General features: G+C 64.3%; 21 protein-coding genes. 15 read left to right on the plus strand and 6 right to left on the minus strand.

The genetic code is table 11. The features are described 5' to 3' along the window. Nucleotides 1–333: 333 nt before the first annotated feature. From J6525_RS30505 to J6525_RS30520, 4 genes are all read right to left on the minus strand, one after another. A complete protein-coding gene (locus J6525_RS30505; protein WP_038385101.1) occupies nucleotides 334–1,368 on the minus strand; it encodes an ABC transporter permease in 1,035 nt (344 codons plus the stop codon). A gap of 103 nt (nucleotides 1,369–1,471) precedes the next feature. Continuing rightward, nucleotides 1,472–2,974 (minus strand): sugar ABC transporter ATP-binding protein, encoded by a 1,503-nt coding sequence (locus J6525_RS30510; RefSeq protein WP_092077471.1) that lies wholly within the window; start codon nucleotides 2,972–2,974, stop codon nucleotides 1,472–1,474. A 9-nt stretch (nucleotides 2,975–2,983) separates the two neighbouring features. Beyond that, nucleotides 2,984–4,021: a sugar ABC transporter substrate-binding protein gene (locus J6525_RS30515; protein WP_057016480.1), complete on the minus strand. Its 1,038-nt coding sequence runs from the start codon at nucleotides 4,019–4,021 to the stop codon at nucleotides 2,984–2,986. Nucleotides 4,022–4,109: 88 nt separating this feature from the next. Next, nucleotides 4,110–4,535, minus strand: a complete 426-nt coding sequence (locus J6525_RS30520) for a globin (RefSeq protein WP_225647463.1) — start codon at nucleotides 4,533–4,535, stop codon at nucleotides 4,110–4,112. A 427-nt stretch (nucleotides 4,536–4,962) separates the two neighbouring features. On the opposite strand from J6525_RS30520, the gene J6525_RS30525 reads away from it, so the two are divergent. The 10 genes from J6525_RS30525 to J6525_RS30570 all read left to right on the plus strand — a co-directional run bounded on the left by J6525_RS30525 (nucleotide 4,963) and on the right by J6525_RS30570 (nucleotide 15,775). Further along, nucleotides 4,963–5,364, plus strand: a complete 402-nt coding sequence (locus tag J6525_RS30525) for a DUF2946 domain-containing protein (protein WP_225647465.1) — start codon at nucleotides 4,963–4,965, stop codon at nucleotides 5,362–5,364. 82 nt (nucleotides 5,365–5,446) lie between these two features. Continuing rightward, nucleotides 5,447–7,855: a TonB-dependent receptor family protein gene (locus tag J6525_RS30530; RefSeq protein WP_225647466.1), complete on the plus strand. Its 2,409-nt coding sequence runs from the start codon at nucleotides 5,447–5,449 to the stop codon at nucleotides 7,853–7,855. Nucleotides 7,856–7,866: 11 nt separating this feature from the next. Further along, on the plus strand, nucleotides 7,867–9,093 hold the full coding sequence (locus J6525_RS30535; protein ID WP_225647467.1) for a sialidase family protein: 1,227 nt from the start codon (nucleotides 7,867–7,869) through the stop codon (nucleotides 9,091–9,093). Continuing rightward, the gene (locus J6525_RS30540) at nucleotides 9,090–9,587 is read left to right on the plus strand and encodes a TlpA family protein disulfide reductase (RefSeq protein ID WP_225647468.1); all 498 of its coding nucleotides are present in this window, start codon (nucleotides 9,090–9,092) and stop codon (nucleotides 9,585–9,587) included. The genes J6525_RS30535 and J6525_RS30540 overlap by 4 nt, the downstream gene beginning before the upstream one ends. Nucleotides 9,588–9,622: 35 nt before the next feature. Continuing rightward, nucleotides 9,623–10,129 carry a copper chaperone PCu(A)C gene (locus J6525_RS30545; RefSeq protein ID WP_225647470.1) on the plus strand — a complete coding sequence of 169 codons (507 nt, stop codon included), beginning with the start codon at nucleotides 9,623–9,625 and terminating at the stop codon, nucleotides 10,127–10,129. Nucleotides 10,130–10,136: 7 nt separating this feature from the next. Continuing rightward, a complete protein-coding gene (locus tag J6525_RS30550) occupies nucleotides 10,137–10,664 on the plus strand; it encodes a YcnI family copper-binding membrane protein (protein WP_225647472.1) in 528 nt (175 codons plus the stop codon). 3 nt (nucleotides 10,665–10,667) lie between these two features. After that, entirely contained in the window at nucleotides 10,668–12,230 is a 1,563-nt protein-coding gene (locus J6525_RS30555) for a copper resistance CopC/CopD family protein (protein ID WP_225647473.1), read from the plus strand. 164 nt (nucleotides 12,231–12,394) lie between these two features. Beyond that, nucleotides 12,395–13,714, plus strand: a complete 1,320-nt coding sequence (gene proS, locus J6525_RS30560; protein WP_225647474.1) for a proline--tRNA ligase — start codon at nucleotides 12,395–12,397, stop codon at nucleotides 13,712–13,714. A gap of 72 nt (nucleotides 13,715–13,786) precedes the next feature. Then, the gene (locus J6525_RS30565; RefSeq protein WP_028339647.1) at nucleotides 13,787–15,067 is read left to right on the plus strand and encodes a lipoprotein-releasing ABC transporter permease subunit; all 1,281 of its coding nucleotides are present in this window, start codon (nucleotides 13,787–13,789) and stop codon (nucleotides 15,065–15,067) included. A 9-nt stretch (nucleotides 15,068–15,076) separates the two neighbouring features. Beyond that, nucleotides 15,077–15,775 carry an ABC transporter ATP-binding protein gene (locus J6525_RS30570; protein WP_225647478.1) on the plus strand — a complete coding sequence of 233 codons (699 nt, stop codon included), beginning with the start codon at nucleotides 15,077–15,079 and terminating at the stop codon, nucleotides 15,773–15,775. A gap of 111 nt (nucleotides 15,776–15,886) precedes the next feature. Here the strand turns inward: J6525_RS30570 and J6525_RS30575 are convergent, their stop codons facing one another. Continuing rightward, complete coding sequence (locus J6525_RS30575; protein WP_057016489.1) at nucleotides 15,887–16,159, minus strand: DUF3551 domain-containing protein; 273 nt, start codon at nucleotides 16,157–16,159, stop codon at nucleotides 15,887–15,889. Between the two features lie 113 nt (nucleotides 16,160–16,272). Further along, on the minus strand, nucleotides 16,273–16,623 hold the full coding sequence (locus tag J6525_RS30580; protein WP_225647479.1) for a DUF3551 domain-containing protein: 351 nt from the start codon (nucleotides 16,621–16,623) through the stop codon (nucleotides 16,273–16,275). 237 nt (nucleotides 16,624–16,860) lie between these two features. Here J6525_RS30580 and J6525_RS30585 point away from each other — a divergent pair, with 237 nt between their 5' ends. The 5 genes from J6525_RS30585 (at nucleotide 16,861) to tsf (ending at nucleotide 24,255) form a co-directional block, all read left to right on the plus strand. Next, on the plus strand, nucleotides 16,861–17,595 hold the full coding sequence (locus J6525_RS30585; protein ID WP_057016491.1) for an outer membrane protein: 735 nt from the start codon (nucleotides 16,861–16,863) through the stop codon (nucleotides 17,593–17,595). Nucleotides 17,596–17,780: 185 nt separating this feature from the next. Beyond that, on the plus strand, nucleotides 17,781–17,993 hold the full coding sequence (locus J6525_RS30590; protein ID WP_376708575.1) for a GDCCVxC domain-containing (seleno)protein: 213 nt from the start codon (nucleotides 17,781–17,783) through the stop codon (nucleotides 17,991–17,993). Nucleotides 17,994–18,469: 476 nt separating this feature from the next. Further along, nucleotides 18,470–21,994, plus strand: a complete 3,525-nt coding sequence (gene dnaE, locus J6525_RS30595) for a DNA polymerase III subunit alpha (RefSeq protein ID WP_225647480.1) — start codon at nucleotides 18,470–18,472, stop codon at nucleotides 21,992–21,994. 217 nt (nucleotides 21,995–22,211) lie between these two features. Then, the gene (locus tag J6525_RS30600) at nucleotides 22,212–23,204 is read left to right on the plus strand and encodes a 30S ribosomal protein S2 (protein WP_057016493.1); all 993 of its coding nucleotides are present in this window, start codon (nucleotides 22,212–22,214) and stop codon (nucleotides 23,202–23,204) included. A gap of 127 nt (nucleotides 23,205–23,331) precedes the next feature. Then, on the plus strand, nucleotides 23,332–24,255 hold the full coding sequence (tsf, locus tag J6525_RS30605; RefSeq protein WP_225647482.1) for a translation elongation factor Ts: 924 nt from the start codon (nucleotides 23,332–23,334) through the stop codon (nucleotides 24,253–24,255). Nucleotides 24,256–24,261: the final 6 nt, after the last annotated feature.

Consider the following 24,261-nt stretch of genomic DNA (forward strand, 5'->3'; position numbering starts at 1 on the left):
GTTGTTCACAAACCGCCAGAACGCCATATTGGCAGCCCAATCGCCCCGGGCCATCTGGCGCAAGCAGACGCTGCGCGTGCAAAGCATAGCCCGGAGAAGCGTCGCCCCCTTTTGTCGAGACGAACGTCCCCGAACTCACCCAAAGACAAATCCGGCTGCATCGCTGGCGCTCCTTCGAATCAAAGCGCCAGTGAGAGAATCATACAACATGCTGCAGAGACGCCACTTCTTGCTGCACCGAGTCAATCTGTCGCGCCCCAAAACCGTGTAGACACGCTAGTGCGAAAGCAGGGACGACGAATGGAGAGAGCTGTGTACTCACCTCCATCGTTCTCAATCCGCCGCCTGTTCCCGCAGCCGTTGCGCGTAGACGTTGATGATCAGCGCCGCGAGCAGGATCAGGCCGCGGATCAGGATCTTCAGGAAGCTGTCGATGTTGACGTGGTCGAGGCCGTTGTTGAGCACGCCGAGCACGAACAGCCCGACGATGGTGTTGCCGATGCCGCCGCGGCCGCCGAACAGGCTGGTGCCGCCGACTACCACGGCCGCGATCGAATCCAGCAGATAGGTGTCGAACTCGTTCTGCTGGGCGCTGCCGAAATGGGCGACGCCGAGCATGCCGCCGATCCCCGAGCACACCGCCGAGATCACCATCACACTGCCGAGGATGAGCTTGACGTTGAGGCCGGCAAATTCCGCGGCCTCGCGGTTGCCACCGACCATGTAAACGTAGCGGCCGAACCGCGTGTAGGTCAGCACCAGATGGCCGCCGAGCAGCATCACCGCTGCGACGATCACGATCCAGGGGATGCCGCCGATCGACCCCGAGCCGAGTGTCGTGATCAGGTCCGGCACCTTGTAGGCGATCTGGCCGCGCACCAGCAGCGCCGAGACGCCGGCCGCGATCTGCATCATGGCGAGCGTCATGATGAAGGAGGGGATGCCGATCATGGTCAGCCCGAGCGCGTTGACGAGGCCGAGCAGCGCGCACAGCGCCAGCGCCAGCAGGATCGCGACGATGCCCGGCATCGGGACATTGGCGATGTTGACGTAGGATTCCTGCAGCGTGAAGTACGCCACCGCAATGCCGGTGACGTTGGCGATGCTGGCGATCGACAGGTCGATCTCGGCGCACAGGATCACGAAGGTGAGGCCGACGGCGATGATGCCGGTGACCGACACTTGCGTGAGGATGTTGCCGACATTGTCGATGGTGGCAAACGACGGGCTCGCGATCGCAAAGAACGCACTGAGGAAGATCAGCGTCAGGAACGGCGCGATGTTGCGCATCTGCGAGCGCAGGAAGGGCGCCAGCCCGCGCGACCGCTGGTGATCCGCTCGCGCCGTCGCGCCGTCACTGCTTGCCATCATGTCTCTCCATCAAGCGCGATGAGGTCGTCATCGCGCCTTCTCTGTTCGTTTGAGCATGGTCTCATCGGAAAAACCGCTTCGCACTTTTCCGGATCATGCTCTAGGCCGCCTCCAGCAGCCGGTCCTTGCTGACCGCTTCGCCCGCGAATTCGCGCACCACCGCGCCGCGCTTCAGCACCAGGATCCGGTCGGCCAGCGACAGCACCGTCTCCGGCTCGGTCGACAGCACGATGATCGCCAGCCCCTTGGCGCGGAGATCGCGCACGATGTTGATCACGTCGTTCTTGGCGCCGACATCCATGCCGCGGGTCGGCTCGCACAGCACCAGGACGCGCGGCGGATAGGCGAGCCATTTCGCCAGCGCCACCTTCTGCTGATTGCCGCCGGACAGCATGCCGAGATCGAGGCCGACCACCGGCGGCCGGATCTGCAGTTGCTCGACCTGGCGCTGGGCGATCGCACGCTCGCGCACCGGCTTGAGCAGCAGCGCCGAGATCCGTTCGAGGATGCTGATCGAGATGTTCTTGTAGACCGGCTCCTGGTGGAACAGCATGGCGCGCCGGCTTTCCGGCACCAGGGCGACGCCGGCCCGTCGCGCCGCCGCGGTGCTGCGAAACGTCTTCGCTGCGCCGTCGACCGCAAGCGTTCCGCCGTCGGGTCGCAGCTTGCCGAACAGGATCCGCGACAGCTCCAACTGCCCGCAGCCCATGAAGCCGTAGATGCCGAGCACTTCGCCGGAGCGGGCCTCGAACGAGACGTCCTGCAGGCTGCGGCGCAGCGAGAGCTGATCGACCTTCAGCACCGCGGCGCCGCCGCTCGATTGCGGGAGCATCAGGTCATCGGTGTAGCTGTGCTCCAGCGCCTCGCCGCCGCGGCCGATCATGGCCTCGATCAGGGCGCCCTTGGTGGTATCCGCGGACGCGGTCTCCGCGATCTTCCGCCCGTTGCGGAACACCGTCACCACGTCGGAGACCCGCAAAATGTCCTCGATGAAGTGCGAGATGAAGACGATGCTGGTGCCTTCGTCGCGCAGCCTGTGCAGCGTCGCAAAGAGGCGTTCGACCTCGGGCGGAGAGAGGGCGGAGGTCGGCTCGTCCAGGATGATGATGCGTGCGCCGGAAAACAGCACGCGGGCGATCTCGATCAGCTGCTGCAGGCCGATCGGCAGGTCGCCGAGCCGCGTCATCGGATCGACGTCGATGCCAAACCGTGCCAGCTGCTCGCCGGCCTCGCGCGCCATCCGCCGCCACTGCACGAAGCCGAGGCGGTTGGTCGGCTGGTTGCCGAGGAACACGTTCTCGGCGACTGTGAGATCCGGCGCGACGCTGAGCTCCTGATGCACCATGCCGATGCCGGCGGCGTGCGCGTCGCGGGTGGAGCGGAAGCGGGTTTCCTTGCCGTCCAGCATGAAGCGGCCGGAGAACTCCGGATGCACGCCGGCGATGATCTTCATCAGCGTGCTTTTGCCGGCGCCGTTCTCGCCGACGAGGCCGTGGATCTCGCCGGCGTGCAGCGCGAAGTCGACCCCACGAAGGGCTTCGACACCGCCGAAGGCCTTCGTGATCTGGTGCAACTCGAGGATCGCCGAGCGTCCCTGCGTCATGAGGCCCGCTCAGATCAGGAAATGATCCTCCATCCATTGCATGCCGGCGGCGTTGGCCTTGGTCACGACGGGACCGTCGGTCACGACATTCTTCGGAATGCCCTGGCCGCTCTTTTCGCCGCCGACCACGGCGGCGACGCCCGCGACGATCGCGCCGCCGTGGATGCGGCAGGACGGATTGCGGACGGTCGCGAACATGCGGCCTTCGCTGACCGCCTGGATCGCCGGCGGCATGGCGTCGACACCGCCGATCAGGATGTTGGTGCGGTTGCGCGCCTTCATGATGTTGTAGGCGGCGAGCGCCATGTCGTCATTGTGGAAGAAGGCGGCGTCGATCTGCGAGTATTTGGTCAGATAGGTTTCCCAGAGCCGGGCGGTCTTGGAGACGTCCCAGTCGGCGGGCTGGGTGTCCAGCACCTCGATGTTCGGGAACTGCTTGATGACCGAGTTGAAGCCCTTGGCGCGGCCCTGTGCGCCGGTGTGGCCGAGCGCGCCCTGGGTCATGATGACCTTGCCCTTGCCGCCGATCGCGTTGCACAGCGCCTGGGTCACCGAGGCTCCCATGAACTCGTTGTCGGGCGCGAGGAACGAGTGGACGTTAATTTGATCGAGAGGAGCAATAAGCGTGTCCATGTCGATCACGGGGGTGCCGGCGTCGATCATCTTCTGCACCGGCTGGGTCAGCGTGCCGATGCCGAACGCCTGGATCGCGACGAAATCCCATTTTTGCGACGCCATGTTGTCGATCGCGGCGCGCTGCTTGACGGCATCGAGCTGGCCGTCGAACCAGGTCACTTCGACGTTGAACAGCTTGCCCCAGAACTCGGCGGCCTGCTTGCCTTGCGCACACCATGTCGCCTGCAGTCCGGCGTTGGAGAATGCCGCCTTCAACGGCTTTTCCGAGCGTCCCGTTTCGGCGGCGAGCGCGGACGTCGTCATGCCCATTCCGCCGAACAGGCCGGCCGCAGCTCCACCTGCCGCCGCCATCTGCAGAAGGTCGCGCCGCGTCGTCGACGCCTTGTCCATCCCCTTGTCGGTCCCTGGCATTGCTTGCTCCCTCTTCGTTTTTCTGACCGTCGGCGTCTATTGCACGCGCCGCGGATAAAGCGAGTGTGTCACAATCGGAACGGTGACGCTACGGCCTCTCGTCCACGAGATGTTTCTGCTGCAGCACGATGGCTTCGATGTCGCCGAGCAGCTTGTGCCACGCAGCATCGATCTCCGCAGACCATTGCTCGCCGAGAATGTCGCGCAGCGTATCGGCGATCACCGCGAAGAATGCGACGAACAGTTCGCGCGGCGTGCCGTAGGCGTCGTGCGAGAACACTTCCGATTCGATCAGGCGAAAATGTCCGCGGCGCTCCCCCGCGAAATCGAGGATGGCTTCGATCGTCAGCGCCAGCATCGAGCCTTTCACCGGCTCGCTGCCTTCGGTGCGAAACATCGCCTGCGTCTCGGGATGTTCGCGAAACAGGCGGCGATAGACTGACGGTGTCAGATCATCGCAAGCCGCTGCTGCGAGTTCAAAGCTGCGTTCGATCGGATTCAATGATGGAGTCATAGCGGATTGCGATCATCACATAAAAAAAGAGCAGGGCTCAAAGCCCTGCTCCAAAAATTGTGTCGACCCTATTTGCCCCAAAAATTCGATTTGATCTTGATTGATGGGGTGACGCTGCTTATGCGCGTCGGGCTCCTCCCGAGACTTGGACCACCAGGACACACCTCGCGGCTGGCCTGAGCCCGAATTGGTAGACTATCTTTCCAGGCTTGTCATCATTTTCGGCAACGATTGTTCAATTTTCGAGCAATTTGCGAAATGATTGGGATGGCGCCACTGGCGGTTGTGACGGGAGATGTAAAACACGTGGCAGGGTAAGGGGATACGATTGATTTCGGAGTTGCCGTGACGCAAGTGCCACGCTCGGTTATTTCCGTCGGCTGGAAGAAACCGGACGCATCGGCGATCTCGACTTCCGGCGCCCATGGTGGTTAGTTCCGTCCCGGATGGTTTTGCGATGCGCCGGCGGCTGAAGAATTTTCTGCCCATCGTCCTGGTTGCCCTGCTGGTGCAGATTCTTGCGCCGATCGGGGCCTGCTGGGCGGCGAGCCTTGCCGCGTCCGATCCGCTCGCGGCCGCCACCATCTGCCACGGCGATGCCGGCTCCGGAGCCGGGCAGGGCGACCAGACCGGTCACGACGCCCATGACGGCTGCTGCTCGGCCTGCAGCGTGCTGCAGACCGGTGCGCCGGTTGATAGCCCGCAAGTTGCGGCCCAGGCCGTCGAACGCCTGCCGAACCCGATCGCCTGGCTTGATTTCGCCTCCGAGCTCGATCGTTCGCGCGCCGGCCTCTCGGCGCAAGCCCGCGCGCCGCCGCTGTTTTCCTGACGACCTTGTCGCTGCCGGTGCGTCCCGCGCCAGCAAGTGCCCTTGAGCAAGCCGGCCGAAGTGCCGGTGTCAGGATTCATCCATGTTTCGCTATCACCCGCTGGAGGCGGCAAGCGTGCTCGCGCTGGGCGCGACGCTTTGCGCATTGCCGGCCGCTGCCGAAGCCCAGGCGCCCAGCACAGAGCTACCCTCCGTCACCGTCGAGGCGCCCCGGACGGCGGCGCGCGCCAAGCCGGCGGCGCCGAAGTCGCGCGTTCGTGCGGCGGCCGTGCGGCGGCCACCGAAGCCGGCGACAGCGCCGGCCGTGACGGCCGCCCCAGCGGGCGGCGCGAGGCCGGGGGAGACGCTTGCCGCGACCCGCGACGGTTTGAACCGGGCGCCGACAGGCCAGACGCAGACGACCATCGACCGCAGCCAGTTCGACAACCGACCGGCGTTCTCCGTCGCCGATGTGCTGCGGGACAGTCCGGGCATCTCGATCAAGCAGGGCAACGGCCCGCGTGATTTCGGCATCTCGATCCGCGGGTCGAATGCGCGGAACGGCTTCGGCATTCGCAACCTCGTCATCTTCGACGACGGTTTCCCGGTGACCCAGCCGGACGGCCTGTCGCGCAGCGACCTGATCGATCCGCATGCCTATGGCGCCATCGACGTGGTTCGCGGGCCGTCATCGGCGCTCTACGGCAATTATGCGACCGGCGGCGCGCTGAATTTCCGGACCCGGCCGGGGGGCACGATCGACGGCGTCGAGTATGGCGTCGACGGTGGCAGCTTCGGTTACCTCAACAACTATCTCGCTGCGGGCAAGAAGGTCGGCAATTTCGAGGGCTCGCTGTTCGCGAGCGACGCGCGCGGCGACGGCTACATCGGCAACAGCTGGTTCAACACACAGACCGTTAATTTCCTCGGCACGCTGCAGGTCACGCCGGACGACCGCTTCACGGTGAAGCTAATCAACAACGACCTGACGACGCGCCTGCCGATCCGCTCCTCGCTCAACCAGTTCTACCAGAACCCGTTCCAGCAGGGCTGCACGACCGGCGCGACGGCCGCGCCGGGATGCGCCACCGTGACGTTGTTCAACAACGGGTTCAACGCGGCGGCAGGAACCGACAAAGAGACTGCGGTTCAGGCGGGCCTCGGGCGCGACGACCGCCGTACCATCGTCGGCGGCCACTGGGAGCACGACTTCGACAACCAGACCACCTGGCGCAACCAGTTCGTGTTCGACGACCGCAACATCAACCAGCCGACGGGATCGACGAGCGCGATCGGCGACTTCCCGTCCTACAACTACATGAGCGACGTCGTCAGACGCGGCGATGTGTTCGGACTGGATTCGACCACCTATTTCGGCGGCTTCTACAATACGCTCACCGCCTCGAGCGATACGCGCAATGTGATGCCGGGCGGAAATGCGACGCTCGGAAGCCTGTCGAGCAATTTGTTCAGCACGACGACAAATTACGGTGTTCGCGCACGCGAGGAACTGAAGCTCACACCTGCGCTGACCGCCGTTGCCGGCATTGGCTGGGAGACCACCAGTCTGACGGGGCGAAACACCGCCTATAGCTATGCCGGCGCGGCCGGGACCAGGACCACGGCGATCACGACGGCGGACCGGCAATTCCAGAATACCGCGCCCGAGCTCGCATTGCTGTACCGACTGAGCAGCGAGTGGCAAGTCCGCGGGCGGGTGGCAACCGGATACGGCACGCCGCAGGTCGGCAATCTGTTCGTCCTGCCGAGTGGCGCCTCGGGCAACAACACCCAGCTGCAGACGCAAAAGAATCTCGGTTACGATGTCGGTGCCGACTGGACACCGAACAACGCGCTCAAGCTCAGCGTCACCGGCTTCTACGAGTTCTTCAAGGACGAGCTCGTTTCTCAGGCCACGCCGCTTGCGGGCATCTCCTACACGTTCAACGCGCCGCGATCGGAGCATCGCGGCGTCGAGCTGGCCGCCGACTGGAAATTCCTGCCGGGCTGGCGGTTCTCGGCGGCCTACACTTATCTCGACGAGGTCTACACGGAATACGTCGAGAACATCACGAACGGCGCGGTGTTCAGCTTCAATCGCGCCGGCAACAAGATTCCCGGCATTTCGCCGAACGAGCTCACGGCGCGGTTGGGCTACGACCAGCTGTCGGGTCAGTTTCAGGGACTTGGCGGGTTCGTCGAAGTGCAGTGGAAGGACAGCTTCTACATGGACAACGCCAACCTCTTGAAGGCGCCGGGCTATGAGCTGGTCAACCTCAATCTGCACTACAAGACCGATCTCGTCTCCGATTATTTCAAGGCGCTGAACCTCTACATCGAGGTGAGGAACGTCTTCGACCGGACGTACGTGGCGTCGGCGAACAACATCTCAAATTCGGTGACCGCGGCAGGCATTCAAAATCCCGCGAGCGTACTGGCGAACTCGACCAACTCGATCTATGCCGGATCGCCGCGCGCCGTCGTGGCGGGCATGAAGATTGCGTTCAAATGAGGAGCGCATCGATGACCTATCGCAAACCGGTCGCCCTGACGCTGCTTGCATCGCTCATGCTCGCGGCCTTGCCGAGCCTTGCCGTCGCACAGATGAGCCATCAGCACGCCTCCGAAGCGGCCTGCGAAGAGACGGCCCTGCGCTGCGCGACCAAGGTCACGCCCGCCTTTGGGCGGGATGGGACATTGTGGCTGGTGTGGATGGCCGGCGGCCAGATCTCCGTCGCGAGCTCAAAAGACCAGGGCAAGAGCTTTTCCACACCGGTGCAGGTCACCCGGGAGCGGCTCAATCTCGATTGGGGACCGGATGCGCGGCCGAAGCTTGCGATCGATGCCAAGGGCAACATGGCTGTGGCCTTCTCGATCTTCCGCGATCAGAATTTCAACGGTCAGGTGCTGACCACGCGATCGACCGATGGCGGGCGCGGCTTTGATGCGCCGAAGCCGATCACCGCGAGCAATGAGAGCCAACGGTTCGAGGCGATCGGTTTCGATCCTGCGGGGGCGGTGTTTGCCGCGTGGCTCGACAAGCGTAACCGCGTGCCGGCGCAGCAGCGCGGCCAGAAATATGATGGTGCCGGATTGTTTTTCGCGTCATCCGGAGATGGCGGAGCAACCTATTCCGACGCGCGGCTCGTCGCCGACAACACCTGCGAGTGCTGCCGCCTTGCGCTGGCATTCGATGGCGCGGGCCGTCCGGTGGTCGTGTTCCGGAACATCTTTGAGGGTGGCGTGCGCGACCATGCGATCGTGACGTTCTCCGACCTGGCTACGCCCGGCGAGATCCATCGGGTGAGCCGCGACGACTGGCAGATCGCGGCCTGTCCGCATCACGGTCCGAGCCTGACGATATCGCGCGAAGGAACCTACCATGTAACGTGGTACACCAACGGCAAGGCGCGCAAGGGATTGTTCTATGCGCGCTCGCGCGACGGCGGCAAAACCTTCTCCGATCCGCTTCCGGTCGGTCAGCCGAACCGCAGCCCGTCACGGCCGCAGATTATCGCGGGGCCGCAGGGGCTTGTCATGGCCTGGAAGGAATTCGACGGGCAGAAGACGACAATCGATCTCATGACATCGCACGACGATGGAGCGACATGGTCGAAGCCAACGGTGATCGCGGATACCGCCGACAGTTCCGACCATCCGCTGCTCGTCTCGGACAGCCGGCAGACCTATCTGTCGTGGATGACGAAGGCCGACGGCTACCATTTTCAAGCGATCGAGGGCGAACCATGAAGCGTTATCTGCTCGCGGCGCTGGTCCTGCTCGCAACGCTGCCGTCCGCATTGGCGGCGGGAGAGGGCGCGCCAAAGCCGTTCGAACGCGGCAGCTGGCAGAAGCTGCTGCATGCGCATGCCGGTCGTCCGACCCTGGTGCATTTCTGGGGAGTGACCTGCGGACCATGCAAGGTCGAGCTGCCGGAGCTTGGCCAGTTCATGAAGGATCATCCCGGAATCGATATCGTCACGATCAGCGCGGATCTGGTTCCCAACCTTCCGGAAGCGACGCGATCGATGCTGGATCGCGCCGGCCTCGGCGCGGCCGAAAACTGGATCTTCGACGACGGCTTTGCCGAGCGGTTGAGATTTGAGATCGATCCGGCCTGGCAAGGCGATATCCCGCGAACCATGCTGATTTCCCGGGATGGAACGATCACGACGATCGAAGGGTCGGCCGAAATCGCCGATCTGAACAAATGGTCCAGCGCCCAGTCGGCAGCAACCCGATGACACTTGAATTTCAACTTGAAAGGAAATCCGTCGCCATGAAGACGCTCCTCCGCATCCTTGCCCTCGCAGGGCTGACCGCTGCACTCGTCTCGACGTCCGCGCGCGCCGAGGACGTCAAGGCCGGCGACCTCGTGATCACGCAGGCCTGGACGCGCGCAACGCCGAACGGTGCCAAGATCGGCGGCGGCTACCTGACGATCGAGAACAAGGGGACGACGCCCGACCGGCTGGTGTCAGGCACCGGCGATGTTGCCGGCAAGATCGAAGTCCACGAGATGTCGATGGACAATGGCGTGATGAAGATGCGTGCGCTCGACAAGGGCCTCACCATCGAGCCCGGCAAGACCGTGAAGCTCGCGCCGGGCGGCTATCACCTGATGATGTTCGATCTGAAGAGTCCGCTGAAGCAGGGCGACAAGGTGCCGGTCACGCTGGAGTTCGAAAAGGCCGGCAAGGTCTTGGTCTCGCTGGACGTGCAGGCCGTCGGCGCGCAGGGGCCGGGCGGCGGTCATTCCGGTCACATGGACATGAAGAAGATGTGAGGCAGCCATGCGATCACAGACGCTCCTCATTGCCACGGCGGCGCTGCTCGCAGCGCAGCCGGCGATCGCGCATATCACGCTCGAAGGAAAGCAGGCGGCGGTCGGATCGTATTACAAGGCGGTGTTCGCCGTGCCGCATGGCTGCGCGGGCTCGGCGACAATCAAGATCCGGGTGCAGATTCCGGAGGGCGTGATCGGAGTTAAGCCAATGCCGAAGGCGGGTTGGACTCTCGATACGGTCACCGGCAAATACGCCGCGCAATACGACTATCACGGCGCCAAGCTTTCCGAGGGCGTCAAGGAAGTCGCCTGGAGCGGTGGCAAGCTTGCGGATCAGAACTACGACGAGTTCGTGATGCAGACGTTTGTCACCGATACCTTGAAGCCCAACACCACGTTGTACTTTCCGGTCGTGCAGGAGTGCGAGCAGGGCGTCAGCCGCTGGATCGATATCCCAGCCGTCGGGCAGGACGGCGAGCACGACCATGGCAGCAAGACACCGGCTCCCGGCGTCAAGCTGCTGCCGAAGTCGTAAGCGATGCGGCTGGTCGCAAACCTCGCAGCGCTGCTGGTGGCGCTGTGTCTTGCGACCTCAGCCCATGCGCATGCCGTCCTGATCGGCGCCGAACCGGCCGACGGTAGCGTGGTGGCTGAAGCACCCAGGACGGTGGTGCTCCGCTTCAACGAAGCGGTGGCGCCGACGGCGGTCAGCCTGCTCGACGCCGCGGGCAAGCCGCGCGACGTCGCGATCCGCGCCGTCGACCAGTCGGTGATGGTGACGCTGCCGGCGGGCCTGCCGCAGGGCACGCAGGTGGTCAGCTATCGCGTGGTGTCGCAGGACGGCCATCCGGTCGCCGGCTCGCTGCTGTTTTCGATCGGCGTCGTCACCGGCTCGGCGGCGCCGTCGGCCGACGGCGTGCTCCATGCACTGATCTGGCTGGCGCGGCTCGGGCTCTATCTGGGCTTGTTTGTCGGCGTCGGCGGCGTGTTCTTTGCCGCCTGGATCGGGCAGGGCCCGGCCGGCGAACGATTGATCATGTGGTCGCTGAAGATCGGCCTTGTCGGCGCGATCGCGTCGCTTGGACTGCAGGGCGTCGACCTCTTGAACCTGCCGCTGTCGGGCATCGTGACGTGGGCGGCGTGGGCCAGCGCCACCGGCACCAGCCTGTTTCCCGCGCTGCTGCTCGCGATTGCCGCAATGCTGATCGCGGCGATCGCCTGGCGCAGCCCGTCGTTCGGTGCAGCCTTTACCTGCACTGCGATCGCAATGATCTGCGTCGGGCTGTCGTTTGCGGTCAGCGGCCATGCCGCCACGGCCTCGCCGCAATGGCTGACGCGGACCGCGCTGTTTATCCACGGCATTGGCGTGGCGTTCTGGATGGGCGCGCTGGCGCCGCTGGCGGTGCTTGCCTGGCAGCGCAAGGATTCACTGTTGCGGGTGCTGCGGCATTTTTCGACGCTCGCGGTGCCGGTCGTCGCATTGATCGCCTTGTCGGGCTTGGCGCTCGCCGTCGTCCAGCTCGAAAGCTTTCACGCGCTGATCGACACCGGGTACGGCAACATCCTGGTCGCGAAACTGGTGCTGGTGGTGCTGCTGCTCGGGCTCGCTGCGCTGAACCGGTTGGTGTTCACGCCGGCCATCGCGCGCGAGTTTCATCGGACACGGCCACTGCAGCGCTCGATCGCGCTCGAATTTGTGCTGATGACCGCCATTCTCGGCCTCGTCGCACTCTGGCGCTTCACGCCGCCGCCGCGCGTGCTGGCGATGTCAGCCGATGTTCCGCTCGCGGTCCACATTCACACTGATGCCGCGATGTTCCAGGTGCTGATCGCGCCGGGCAAGGTCGGGCCGAACGACTTCGTGCTGCAACTGATGAACGGCGATGCCAGTCCGTTCGCGGCCAAGGAAGCGACGCTGACGCTGAGCCTGCCCGAGCGCGGCATCGAACCGATGGAACGCGCCGCCGCGCGCGGTGCCGATGGCTATTGGCACGTGCGCAAGGTGCCGCTGCCGGTGCCGGGCCGCTGGCACATGCAGATCGACGCCCTGGTGACCGATTTCAAGAAAGTGGCACTGGAAGACGATTTCGAGGTCAGGTAAAGCCGCGGTCGGCGCGCTCGGTGCTTCGACGGCACGCAATTCGTTCAAATGGCCGAAAATCGCCTGATTTGAAGGGTTTTTCTTATTTGGCGGCCTTGTGTTTTCACAGCCGATCCGGTTTCACTGCAGCTCTTCCCACGCTTTCCTGATTCCCGAGTAACGCCATGCGATTGTCGCGGTTTTTCCTGCCCATCCTGAAAGAAAACCCGAAAGAGGCGGAGATCGTCTCGCATCGGCTGATGCTGCGCGCGGGCATGATGCGGCAGGAGGCTGCCGGCATCTATGCCTGGCTGCCGCTCGGCTTCCGGGTGCTGAAGAAGATCGAGCGGATCGTTCGCGAGGAACAGGACCGCGCCGGCGCGCTCGAGCTCTTGATGCCGACGTTGCAGCTCGCCGATCTCTGGCGCGAAAGTGGCCGCTACGATGCCTATGGCCCGGAGATGCTGCGCATCCTCGACCGTCACAAGCGCGAGCTGCTGTACGGGCCGACCAACGAGGAAATGATCACGGAGATTTTCCGCTCCTACATCAAGTCCTACAAGAACCTGCCGCTCAACCTCTACCACATCCAGTGGAAATTCCGCGACGAGCAGCGTCCGCGCTTCGGCGTGATGCGCGGCCGCGAGTTCCTGATGAAGGACGCCTATTCGTTCGACCTCGACGAGGCCGGCGCGCGGCGCTCCTACAACAAGATGTTCGTTGCCTATTTGCGCACCTTTGCGCGGATGGGCCTCAAGGCGATCCCGATGCGGGCCGAGACCGGCCCGATCGGCGGCGACCTCAGCCACGAATTCATCGTGCTCGCAGAGACCGGCGAGTCCGGCGTCTACATCAACCGCGATGTGCTGGACCTGCCGGTGCCGGGCGCGGACGTCGATTATGACAGTGATCTGACGCCGATCATCAAGCAGTGGACTTCGGTCTACGCCGCGACCGAGGACGTCCACGAGGCTGCGCGCTTCGAACAGGAAGTACCCGAGGCAAAGCGGCTGAACACGCGCGGCATCGAGGTCGGGCAGATATTCTATTTCGGCACCAAATATTCCGAGACCATGAAGGCGATGGTGGCCGGTCCCGACGGCGTCGACGTGCCGATCCATGGCGGCTCCTACGGCGTCGGCGTGTCGCGTCTGGTCGGCGCGATCATCGAAGCGTGTCACGATGATGCCGGCATCAAATGGCCCGAGGCCGTCGCGCCGTTCCGCGCCGCGATCCTCAATCTCAAGCAGGGCGATGCCGCGGTCGATGGCGCCTGCGAGCAGCTCTATCGCGAGCTGTCGGCGAAGGGCGTCGACGTGCTCTACGACGACACCGACCAGCGTGCCGGCGCCAAGTTCGCCGCGGCCGATCTGATCGGCATCCCGTGGCAGATTCTGGTCGGACCCAAGGGGCTTGCGGACGGCAAGGTCGAAGTGAAGCGTCGCAGCGACGGCTCACGCGACAACATGAGCCCCGCCGACGTGGTCGCGAAGCTCGCGGGTTAAAGTTTATTCACGCCGTGCTGATCGGCGGGGTAATCCGGCCACATTTGGCCCGAATCATGGGATTATCGACAGATGGATGAGACCATGAGCGAGCCAGTCCGTACCCCGCCTTTTGCGCCATTCGAATGGCTGCTGTCCGGACGCTATCTGCGCGCGCGCCGCAAGGAAGGGTTCATTTCGGTCATCGCCGGCTTTTCGTTCCTCGGCATCATGCTCGGCGTCGCCACGCTGATCGTGGTGATGGCGGTCATGAACGGCTTCCGCAAGGAACTGCTGGACAAGATCCTCGGCCTCAACGGACATATTCTGGTGCAGCCGCTGGAATCGCCGCTGACCGACTGGAAGGATGTCGCCGACCGCATCAGCCAGGTGCAGGGCATCCGCCTCGCCGCGCCGGTGGTCGACGGGCAGGGGCTCGGATCGTCGCCGTTCAACGCCGCCGGCGTCTTCATCCGCGGCATCCGCGCCGACGATCTCAACAATCTCACCTCGATCGCCAAGAACATCAAGCAAGGCTCGCTCGAGGGCTTTGATGAGGGGCAGGGCGTCGCGATCGGTCGCCGCCTCGCCGACCAGCTTTCGCTGCATGCCGGCGACATGATCACGCTGGTCTCGCCGAAGGGCGCGGTGACGCCGATGGGCACCACGCCGCGCATCAAGCCCTACAAGATCACTGCGGTGTTCGAGATCGGGATGTCGGAATATGATTCGACCTTCGTGTTCATGCCGCTGACCGAGGCGCAGGCCTATTTCAACCGCAACAACGACGTGTCCTCGATCGAGGTGTTCACCACCAATCCGGACAAGATCGAGACCTATCGCAAGCTGGTGACCGAGGCGGCCGGCCGGCCGGTCTTCCTGGTCGACTGGCGGCAGCGCAATTCGACCTTCTTCAACGCGCTTCAGGTCGAACGCAACGTGATGTTCCTGATCCTGACCATGATCGTGCTGGTCGCGGCGCTCAACATCGTCTCGGGACTGATCATGCTGGTGAAGGACAAGGGCCAGGACATCGCGATCCTGCGGACCATGGGCGCCTCGCAGGGCTCGATCATGCGGATATTCCTGATCACCGGCGCATCGATCGGCGTCGTCGGCACGCTGGTCGGTCTGCTGGTCGGCTTGCTGATCTGCTTCAACATCGAAACCATCAGGCAATTCCTGTCGTGGCTCACCAACACGGAATTGTTCGATCCGACGCTGTATTTCCTGTCGAAGCTGCCTGCTGAAATCGATTTTGGCGAGACGCTCGCCGTCGTGATCATGGCGCTGACGCTGTCCTTCCTTGCGACGCTCTACCCGTCGTGGCGCGCCGCGCGCCTCGATCCGGTCGACGCGCTCCGGTACGAATAAGGAGCGCACATGGCGGAGGGGGCGGAAGACACACCGGTCGTCTATCTTCATGACATCAAGCGGGAATACCGGCAGGGCGAAGCGACGCTGACGGTCCTGAACGGCGCCACGCTCGCGCTGTGGCCCGGTCAATCGGTGGCGCTGGTGGCGCCGTCGGGATCCGGCAAGTCGACATTGCTGCACATCGCGGGCCTGCTGGAGACCCCTGATGACGGCGAAGTCTATGTCGCGGGCACGCCGACCTCGCAGATGTCCGACGTCGACCGCACCCAGATTCGCCGTTCCGATATCGGCTTCGTCTATCAATCGCACCGGCTGCTGCCGGAGTTCTCGGCGCTCGAGAACGTCATGCTGCCGCAGATGATTCGCGGCCTCAAACGCTCCGAAACCATGAAACGGTCGACCGAGATTCTCTCCTATCTCGGGCTCGGCGATCGCATCACCCATCGTCCGGCCGAGCTCTCGGGCGGCGAGCAGCAGCGTGTCGCGATCGCGCGCGCGGTTGCCAATGCGCCCCGGGTGCTGTTTGCGGACGAGCCGACTGGCAATCTCGATCCCGGCACGGCCGACCACGTCTTCAACGCGCTGATGCAACTCGTGAAGGCGACCCGGGTCGCGATGCTGATCGCGACTCACAATCTGGATCTCGCCGCACGAATGGATCGTCGGGTGTCGCTGTCGAACGGACAGGTTGTCGAGCTCGAATAGTGCGCCGTCGCGTGAACTGGCTAGCGGTGCGCGTGAAGAAGCCGCGCTAAGACGAGAGAATCCGGAGCCTTTTTCCGTGTCGCTTCGATCGGAACGAAATGCTTCTGGCTCTCAATAAGCGGGGCGAGGCCGTCTGCCGGATGCTCTCGGCTGCCTGTCGATCGGCGGCCCGGCATAATAGGGGTTGTTGATGCAGATCGCCGCGAGGCCGGACGCCGAAGCCTGGCACTGCGCGATCGAAGTGTAGCCGCAGTCGGTATCCTCACCGCCCCATCGGTAGTTGGTTTTGCAGACCGGCGAGGTCGAATCGTATTTCTGGGCGCTGGCCGGCGCGGCTGCCAAGGCCAGGAGTGTCGGCAAGAGTGCCAGAATCAGACTGCGCATCAGAAATCTCCTCGTCGGCGCCGGCAATGCTGATGCCGAGCGCGCGAATAGGCACCTGTGCGCAGCGCCGGATCAACTCACATTCCCGCGCCGGGGTTGCCGGACCGAGCGTATCAGTGGATGAACAGGTCGAAGAAATTGCCCTCACGGCGGTCCCGCGGGGACACGTGAAGATACGAGCGCGGGTCGTTGTCGCCGGCATAATAGGGGTTGGCGATGCAGTTCTGCCCGATGCCCGAAGCGGTGGCCAAGCACGCCTCATACGATGGATAGGAGCAGTTGCTCAGGCCGGGATAGCGGTCGCCTTGAATGCAGAACGGGTAACGCACACCGACGGCATGCGCGGGCGCAGTCCCCAGCGTTGCAAGTGCAGCCACCGATGCCGCAGCAGCAAGAATCATCGTCCGCATCTGCATTCCTTTTGCTGCGAAGATTCGACCCTGGCGACGATCCAAATCGGACAAGCCGGTTCCGGTCAACGATCTTGCGCCCAGCTGCGCACGCAGATCCGAATTGTGAAGATTGTGCGGCAACTATGTGGCAAAAACTCCAGGAAGTGCCCGTAATACAGTATTAACTTCAAATTTGAGCGAAGTCGTTTGGCCCTGCCTGTTGCCGCGAAGTTACAGCAATTCCGCCGGGGGCTGCTATGACGGTGTCTCGCGGCCTTGGGGGCCTGTAGAAAAAGTTGGAACGGGAAAATGAAAAAGATTTTGCTTGTCACCGCCAGCATGCTCGCGCTCAGCGCGACTGCTGCCTCCGCGGCTGACCTCGCGGCTCGCCCTTACACCAAGGCTCCGCCGCCCATGGTTGCCGCTGTTTATGATTGGACTGGCTTCTACATCGGTATCAACGGTGGTTGGGGCCAGAGCCACGACAACCGTTCGGTCGACGGCTTCGGCGGCGTCGGAAGCTACGACGCCAACGGCGGCACCGTCGGTGGCCAGATCGGCTACCGCTGGCAGGCCGGCGGCTGGGTGTTCGGTCTGGAAGCTCAGGGCAACTGGGCTGACTTCTCCGGCAGCACCGGCAACCTGGTCGTCCCGGGCGGCATCGTTCGCTCGAAGACCGATGCGTTCGGCCTGTTCACCGGTCAGATCGGCTACGCCTGGAACAACGTCCTGCTGTACGCCAAGGGCGGTGCTGCGGTCACCGATCGCAACTTCCAGTTCCTCAACGCGGCCGGCAATCTGGCGTCCGAGACCGGCTTCGACACCCGTTGGAGCCCGACGGTGGGCGTTGGCCTCGAATTCGCCTTCTCGCAGGGCTGGTCGCTCGGCGTCGAGTACAACCACATCTTCGAAGACACCCATGGCGCGACCTTCGTGACCCCGGCTGGTGTTGCCGTGACCGGCTTCCACACCGGTGGCGACACCGACATGGTCCTCGGCCGTCTGAACTACAAGTTCGGTGGCCCGGTCATCGCGAAGTACTGATCGCTCGCTTAATTCAAGCGGCATCGAAAACCCCGGGCTTCAGCCCGGGGTTTTTTGTTGGCCTGGCGGCGCCGGCCCGTCGGCCAGGAGCAGGGGACGGGCTTTGCCCGTCCGCTTCGGGATTCGGGTCGGATTTGATTGGACGAGGCCTTCCGACCGAACGGTCATCGCCGCATATTCCCGGCATGACGGACCTGCAGCTGACCTCCCAACTGACGTGCCCATCCTGCGGCCATGTCTCCATCGAGACGATGCCGACCGACGCCTGCCAGTTCTTCTATGATTGCAAGGGCTGCGGCACTCGCCTGAAACCGAAAGCAGGAGATTGCTGCGTGTTTTGCTCATACGGAACGGTCCCGTGCCCGCCCAAGCAGGCGGGGGGCTGTTGTGGTAGCTAGCTCCCCGGAGCCTCAAGGCACGCTCGTCATCGGATCATTGATGGCGCCGAGACGTCGGCCGGCCGGGAATTAACCACGGAGGTCACTTCTCGAACCGGGTCGCCGGCGTTGCTTGACTCCTAGAACAAAAAAGGAACAATGTTCTGCATACGTTCCGGTTCAGGGAGAGCGGCCATGTTGAAGATTTTCGTGCAAGAAGCTGCAGCGCTGGCATCGATCACGCTGTTCGTCGGGATGATCGCGGTGTGGGCCCAGCTGATCACCCAATTCTGAAAATTCGCCCGCGGGGACCGGGGCATCGCCGGCGGCATGGTCTGCCCCTGGGGAAAAGCGGGAGGACTTGCCGCCACGCCGCGTTCGGCGTGGACTTGGCGGGGGGCAGGCCCCACCATGGGATTGCGAGTCGGGTCTGACACTTTCGAGTTCCGGCCCTGGCGCTCGCTCCATCCCTGACTCAAGAGATTCCGTAAGCAGCCATGCCGAATGCCGGATTCGTTCACCTTCACGTTCATTCCGCCTATTCGCTGCTGAAGGGCTCGATCAAGATCGCCAAGCTGGGCGAGCTCGCGAAGGCCGACCGCCAGCCGGCGCTGGCGCTGACTGATACCGACAACATGTTCGGCGCGCTGGAATTCTCGGACAAGATGGCCGGCTACGGCATCCAGCCGATCGTCGGCTGCGAGCTGGCGGTGGATTTCGGCGACGTCGATCCGAATACGCGGAGCATCCTTGCGACGGCGGGCCCGGCGCGGATCGTGCTGCTGGCGGCGCGCGAGCGCGGCTACCGCAGCCTGATGCGGCTGAACTCGCGGGCGTTCCTGGAGACGCCGGTCAACCAGACCCCGCACATCAAGTTCGATTGGCTCACCGACGACGCCGAGGACCTGATCGCGCTGACCGGCGGCCCCGACGGGCCGATCGCGCTGGCGCTGCGCGCCGAGCAGGCGGCGCTGGCGACCACCCGCTGCGAGCGCCTCGCCAGTCTGTTCGGCGATCGCCTCTACATCGAATTGCAGCGCCACGGGGCCGACAAGGAACGCCGCACCGAGGGCGGCCTGATCGATCTCGCCTACAGCAAGGGCCTGCCCCTGGTCGCGACCAACGAGCCGTATTTCGCCAGCAATGACGACTACGAATCGCATGACGCGCTGCTCTGCATCGCCGGCGGCCATCTGATTGCCGAGACCAACCGCGAGCAACTGACCCCGGATCACCGCTTCAAGACCCGCGCGGAAATGGCGGTGCTGTTCGCCGACATCCCGGAGGCGCTGGCCTCGACGGTGGAGATCGCCGAGCGCTGCTCGTTCCGGCCGAAGACCCGCAAGCCGATCCTGCCGTTCTTCACGGTGGGTGCCGCCGCCAGCGCCGATGCCGCCGCCGACGAGGCCGCCGAGTTGAAGCGCCAGGCCGAGGAGGGGCTCGCGAATCGCCTGCGGGTACACGGTCTCTCGCCGGGAATGACCGAAGAGGACTACAGCAAGCGGCTTGCCTTCGAGCTCGACGTCATCACCCGCATGAAATACGCGGGCTACTTCCTGATCGTCTCCGACTTCATCAAATGGGCGAAGGCGCAGGGCATTCCGGTCGGGCCGGGCCGCGGCTCCGGCGCCGGCTCGCTGGTCGCCTGGGTGCTGACCATCACCGACCTCGATCCGATGCGGTTTGCGCTGCTGTTCGAGCGCTTCCTCAATCCCGAACGCGTCTCGATGCCGGACTTCGACATCGACTTCTGCCAGGACCGCCGCGGCGAGGTGATCCAGTACGTGCAGGAGCGCTACGGCCGCGACCAGGTGGCGCAGATCATCACCTTCGGTACGCTGCAGGCGCGCGGCGTGCTGCGCGACGTCGGGCGCGTGCTGCAGATGCCTTATGGGCAGGTGGATAAGCTGACCAAGCTGGTGCCGCAGAATCCCGCAGCGCCGGTGACGCTGGCGCAGGCGATCGAGGGCGAGCCCAAGCTGCAGGCGTTCCGCGACGAGGATCCGGTGGTGGCGCGTGCGTTCGATATCGCGCAGCGTCTCGAAGGCCTGACGCGCCACGCTTCGACCCACGCCGCCGGTATCGTGATCGGCGACCGGCCGCTGAGCGAGCTGGTGCCGCTCTACCGCGATCCGAAATCCGACATGCCAGTCACCCAGTTCAACATGAAATGGGTCGAGCCGGCGGGCCTCGTGAAATTCGACTTCCTCGGCCTGAAGACACTGACCGTGCTGGACGTCGCGGTGAAGCTGCTCAAGCAGCGCAACGTTCATGTCGATCTCGCGACGCTGCCGATCGACGATGCGCCAAGCTATCAGATGCTGGCGCGGGGCGATGTCGTCGGCGTGTTCCAGGTGGAAAGCCAGGGCATGCGGCGCGCGCTGATCGACATGCGGCCGGACCGCTTCGAGGACATCATCGCGCTGGTGGCGCTGTATCGCCCGGGCCCGATGGCGAACATCCCGACCTATTGTGCGCGCAAGCACGGCGACGAGGAATCGGAATATCTGCATCCGATCCTGGAGCCGATCCTGAAGGAGACCTTCGGCGTCATCATCTATCAGGAACAGGTGATGCAGATCGCGCAGCAGATGGCGGGCTACTCGCTCGGCCAGGCCGACCTGCTGCGCCGCGCGATGGGCAAGAAGATTCGCGCCGAGATGGACAAGCAGCGCGACATCTTCGTCGACGGTGCGATGAAGAACGGCGTGGCGAAGGGCCAGGCCGAGACGATCTTCGAGCTGCTCGCCAAGTTCGCCGACTACGGCTTCAACAAGAGCCACGCGGCCGCTTATGCGCTGGTGTCGTACCACACCGCCTATATGAAGGCGCATTACCCGGTCGAGTTTTTGGCGGCGTCGATGACGCTCGAACTCAACAACACCGACAAGCTCTCCGAATTCCGCTCCGAGGCGCAGCGGCTCGGCATCAAGGTCGAGGCGCCCAACATCAATCGCTCCGGCGCGACCTTCGAGGTCAGCGAGAACACGATCTACTACGCGCTCGCCGCGCTGAAGGGCGTCGGCATCCAGGCGGTCGAGCAGATCATCGAGGAGCGCAACAAGAAGGGCGCCTTCACCTCGCTCGCCGATTTCGCCGCGCGGGTGAGCCCGCGCGCCGTCAACAAGCGGATCATCGAGAGCCTTGCGGCGGCCGGCGCCTTCGACACGCTGGAGCCGAACCGCGCGCGCGTGTTCGCCGGTGCCGATGCGATCCTCGCCGCCTGCCAGCGCAGCCATGAGGCGGCGACCTCGGGTCAGAACGATATGTTCGGCGGCGCGGCGGATGCGCCGAGCATCATGCTGCCGCAGATCGAGCCGTGGCTGCCCGCGGACCGGCTGCGGCGCGAATATGATGCGATCGGCTTCTTCCTGTCCGGCCATCCGCTCGACGACTACGCGACCGCGCTGAAGCGGCTGCGCGTGCAGTCCTGGGCGGAGTTCTCCCGCGCGGTGAAGACCGGCGCCACGGCAGGCAAGGTCGCGGCAACCGTGGTGTCGCGCATGGAGCGGCGCACCAAGACCGGCAACAAGATGGGCATCATGGGCCTGTCCGATCCGACCGGCCATTTCGAGGCGGTTCTGTTCTCCGAAGGGCTGGCGCAGTACCGCGACGTGCTCGAGCCGGGAGCGGCCGTGCTGCTGCAGCTCGGCGCCGAGCTGCAGGGCGAGGACGTGCGGGCGCGGGTGCTGCACGCCGAACCGCTCGATTACGCCGCGGCCAAGACGCAGAAGGGCCTGCGGATCTTCGTGCGCGACACCAAGCCGCTGGATTCGATCGCCCGCCGCCTCAACATGCCGGACGCCGCACCAACCCCGGGCGGCGCCGCAAAGGCACCGGCCGTGAAGCCGGCCGCCGCACCGCCACCGGCGGCGGGGGCCGATGGCGACGTCTCGCTGGTGATGATGCTGGACCTCGAAACCGAGGTGGAGATGAAGCTGCCCGGCCGCTACAAGGTCTCGCCGCAGATCGCCGGCGCGATCAAGGCGGTGGCGGGCGTGGTCGACGTGCAGACCCTGTAAACCGGGGACTCCGGGCGCCAAACAGGGCCGTTTCGGCACGATTTGGGCCCGGCCGGCCGGTGCAACCGGCCGTATTTCCTTGCTTCTGGCGCAGATCGCGCTATATAGCGCGCCATCTCACACGGAAACATGGCTCAAAAGGCCGTCCGGTGGCAGCCGGGCCATAAGGCGCGTCTGCTCACACGTTTCCGGAGGAACCAACCGGAGAATTATCACTATGTCGCTACCCGATTTTTCTATGCGTCAGTTGCTTGAAGCTGGCGTTCACTTTGGCCACCAGGCCCACCGCTGGAATCCGAAGATGCAGGATTACATCTTCGGCGCCCGCAACAATATCCACATCATCGACCTCGCGCAGACCGTGCCGATGCTGCACCGTGCCCTGCAGGCGGTCAGCGATACCGTCGCCAAGGGCGGCCGCATCCTGTTCGTCGGCACCAAGCGCTCGGCCCAGGACGGCGTTGCCGACGCTGCCAAGCGTTCGGCGCAGTACTTCGTCAACTCGCGCTGGCTCGGCGGCACGCTGACCAACTGGAAGACGATCTCGGCCTCGATCAAGCGTCTGCGTCATCTCGACGACGTGCTGTCGTCGGGCGAAGCCAACTCCTACACCAAGAAGGAGCGGCTGACGCTGCAGCGGGAGCGCGACAAGCTCGACCGTTCGCTCGGCGGCATCAAGGACATGGGCGGTCTTCCCGACATGATCTTCGTGATCGACACCAACAAGGAAGACATCGCGATCCAGGAAGCCCAGCGGCTCAACATCCCGGTCGCGGCGATCGTCGACACCAATTCGGACCCGAAGGGCATCACCTATGTGGTGCCGGGCAATGACGACGCCGGCCGCGCGATCTCGCTGTATTGCGATCTCGTGGCGCGCGCCGCCATCGATGGCATCTCGCGCGCTCAGGGCGATTCCGGAATCGACATCGGTGCGTCGGCGACGCCCGTGCAGGAAGACCTTCCGGCGGCTGCGCCGTCCGGCTTCCAGGGCCTCGCCGGCCCGCGCGGCACCGCCGACAACCTCAAGAAGCTCACCGGCGTGTCCGGTGCGATCGAGAAGAAGCTCAACGACCTCGGCATCTTCCACTACTGGCAGCTCGCCGAGCTCGACCACGACACCGCGCACAAGATCGGCGAAGAAGTCGGTCTGCCGAGCCGTGCCGACGCCTGGGTCGCCCAGGCCAAGACGCTCGCCGAAGCGGAATAAAAGTTGCGCGGCGTGGCCGGGTCCCGCCCGGCCGCCGCTTCTATTCCACGAACAACGATCTCCCTGTCGCAGACAGCGGCGCCATCGGGCGCCGCAGTTTCTGTACAGGCAAGAAGGGCATTGAACGATGGCAACGATCACAGCAGCGATGGTCAAGGAGCTCCGCGAGTCGACTGGCGCGGGCATGATGGATTGCAAGGCGGCGCTGACCGAGAACAACGGCGATATGCAGGATGCGCAGGATTGGCTGCGCAAGAAGGGCCTCTCCAAGGCCGCCAAGAAGGCCGGCCGCGTCGCGGCCGAGGGCCTGATCGGCGCGCTGACCTCCGGCACCAAGGGCGTGCTGGTCGAGGTCAACTCGGAGACCGACTTCGTTGCGCGCAATGAGCAGTTCCAGGGCCTGGTCAAGATGATCGCCCAGGTCGCGCTGCACAACAGCGCCGACGTCGAGAAGATCAAGGCGGCCAAGGTCGGCGACGTCACCGTCGAGACCGCGATCTCCGACGCGATCGCGACCATCGGTGAGAACATGACGCTGCGCCGCGCCGCTTCGCTCGAGGTGAGCAAGGGCGTGGTGTCGAGCTATGTCCACAACGCGGTTGTCGAGGGCGCCGGCAAGATCGGCGTGATCGTGGCGCTGGAGTCCGCCGGCAAGACCGACGAGCTCGCGGTGCTCGGCCGCCAGCTCGCCATGCACGTGGCGGCGGCCAAGCCGCTGGCGCTCGACCCGGCCGGGCTCGATCCGGAGACCGTCAAGCGCGAGAAGGACGTGCTGGCCGACAAGTACCGCCAGCAGGGCAAGCCGGAGAACGTCATCGAGAAGATCGTCGATTCCGGCCTGAAGACCTACTACAAGGAGGTCTGCCTGCTCGATCAGGCCTTCATCCACGATAGCGGCAAGTCGGTTGCCCAGGCGGTGAAGGAAGCTGAGGGTAAGGTCGGCGGGCCGATCAAAATCGCTGGCTTTGTGAACTATGCTCTCGGCGAGGGAATCGAGAAGCAGGAAAGCGACTTCGCCGCCGAAGTCGCGGCCGCCAGCGGCAAGAAGTAACCGCTG

The organism is Bradyrhizobium australafricanum, from assembly GCF_020329495.1.
GTDB classification, from domain to species: Bacteria; Pseudomonadota; Alphaproteobacteria; order Rhizobiales; family Xanthobacteraceae; genus Bradyrhizobium; species Bradyrhizobium australafricanum.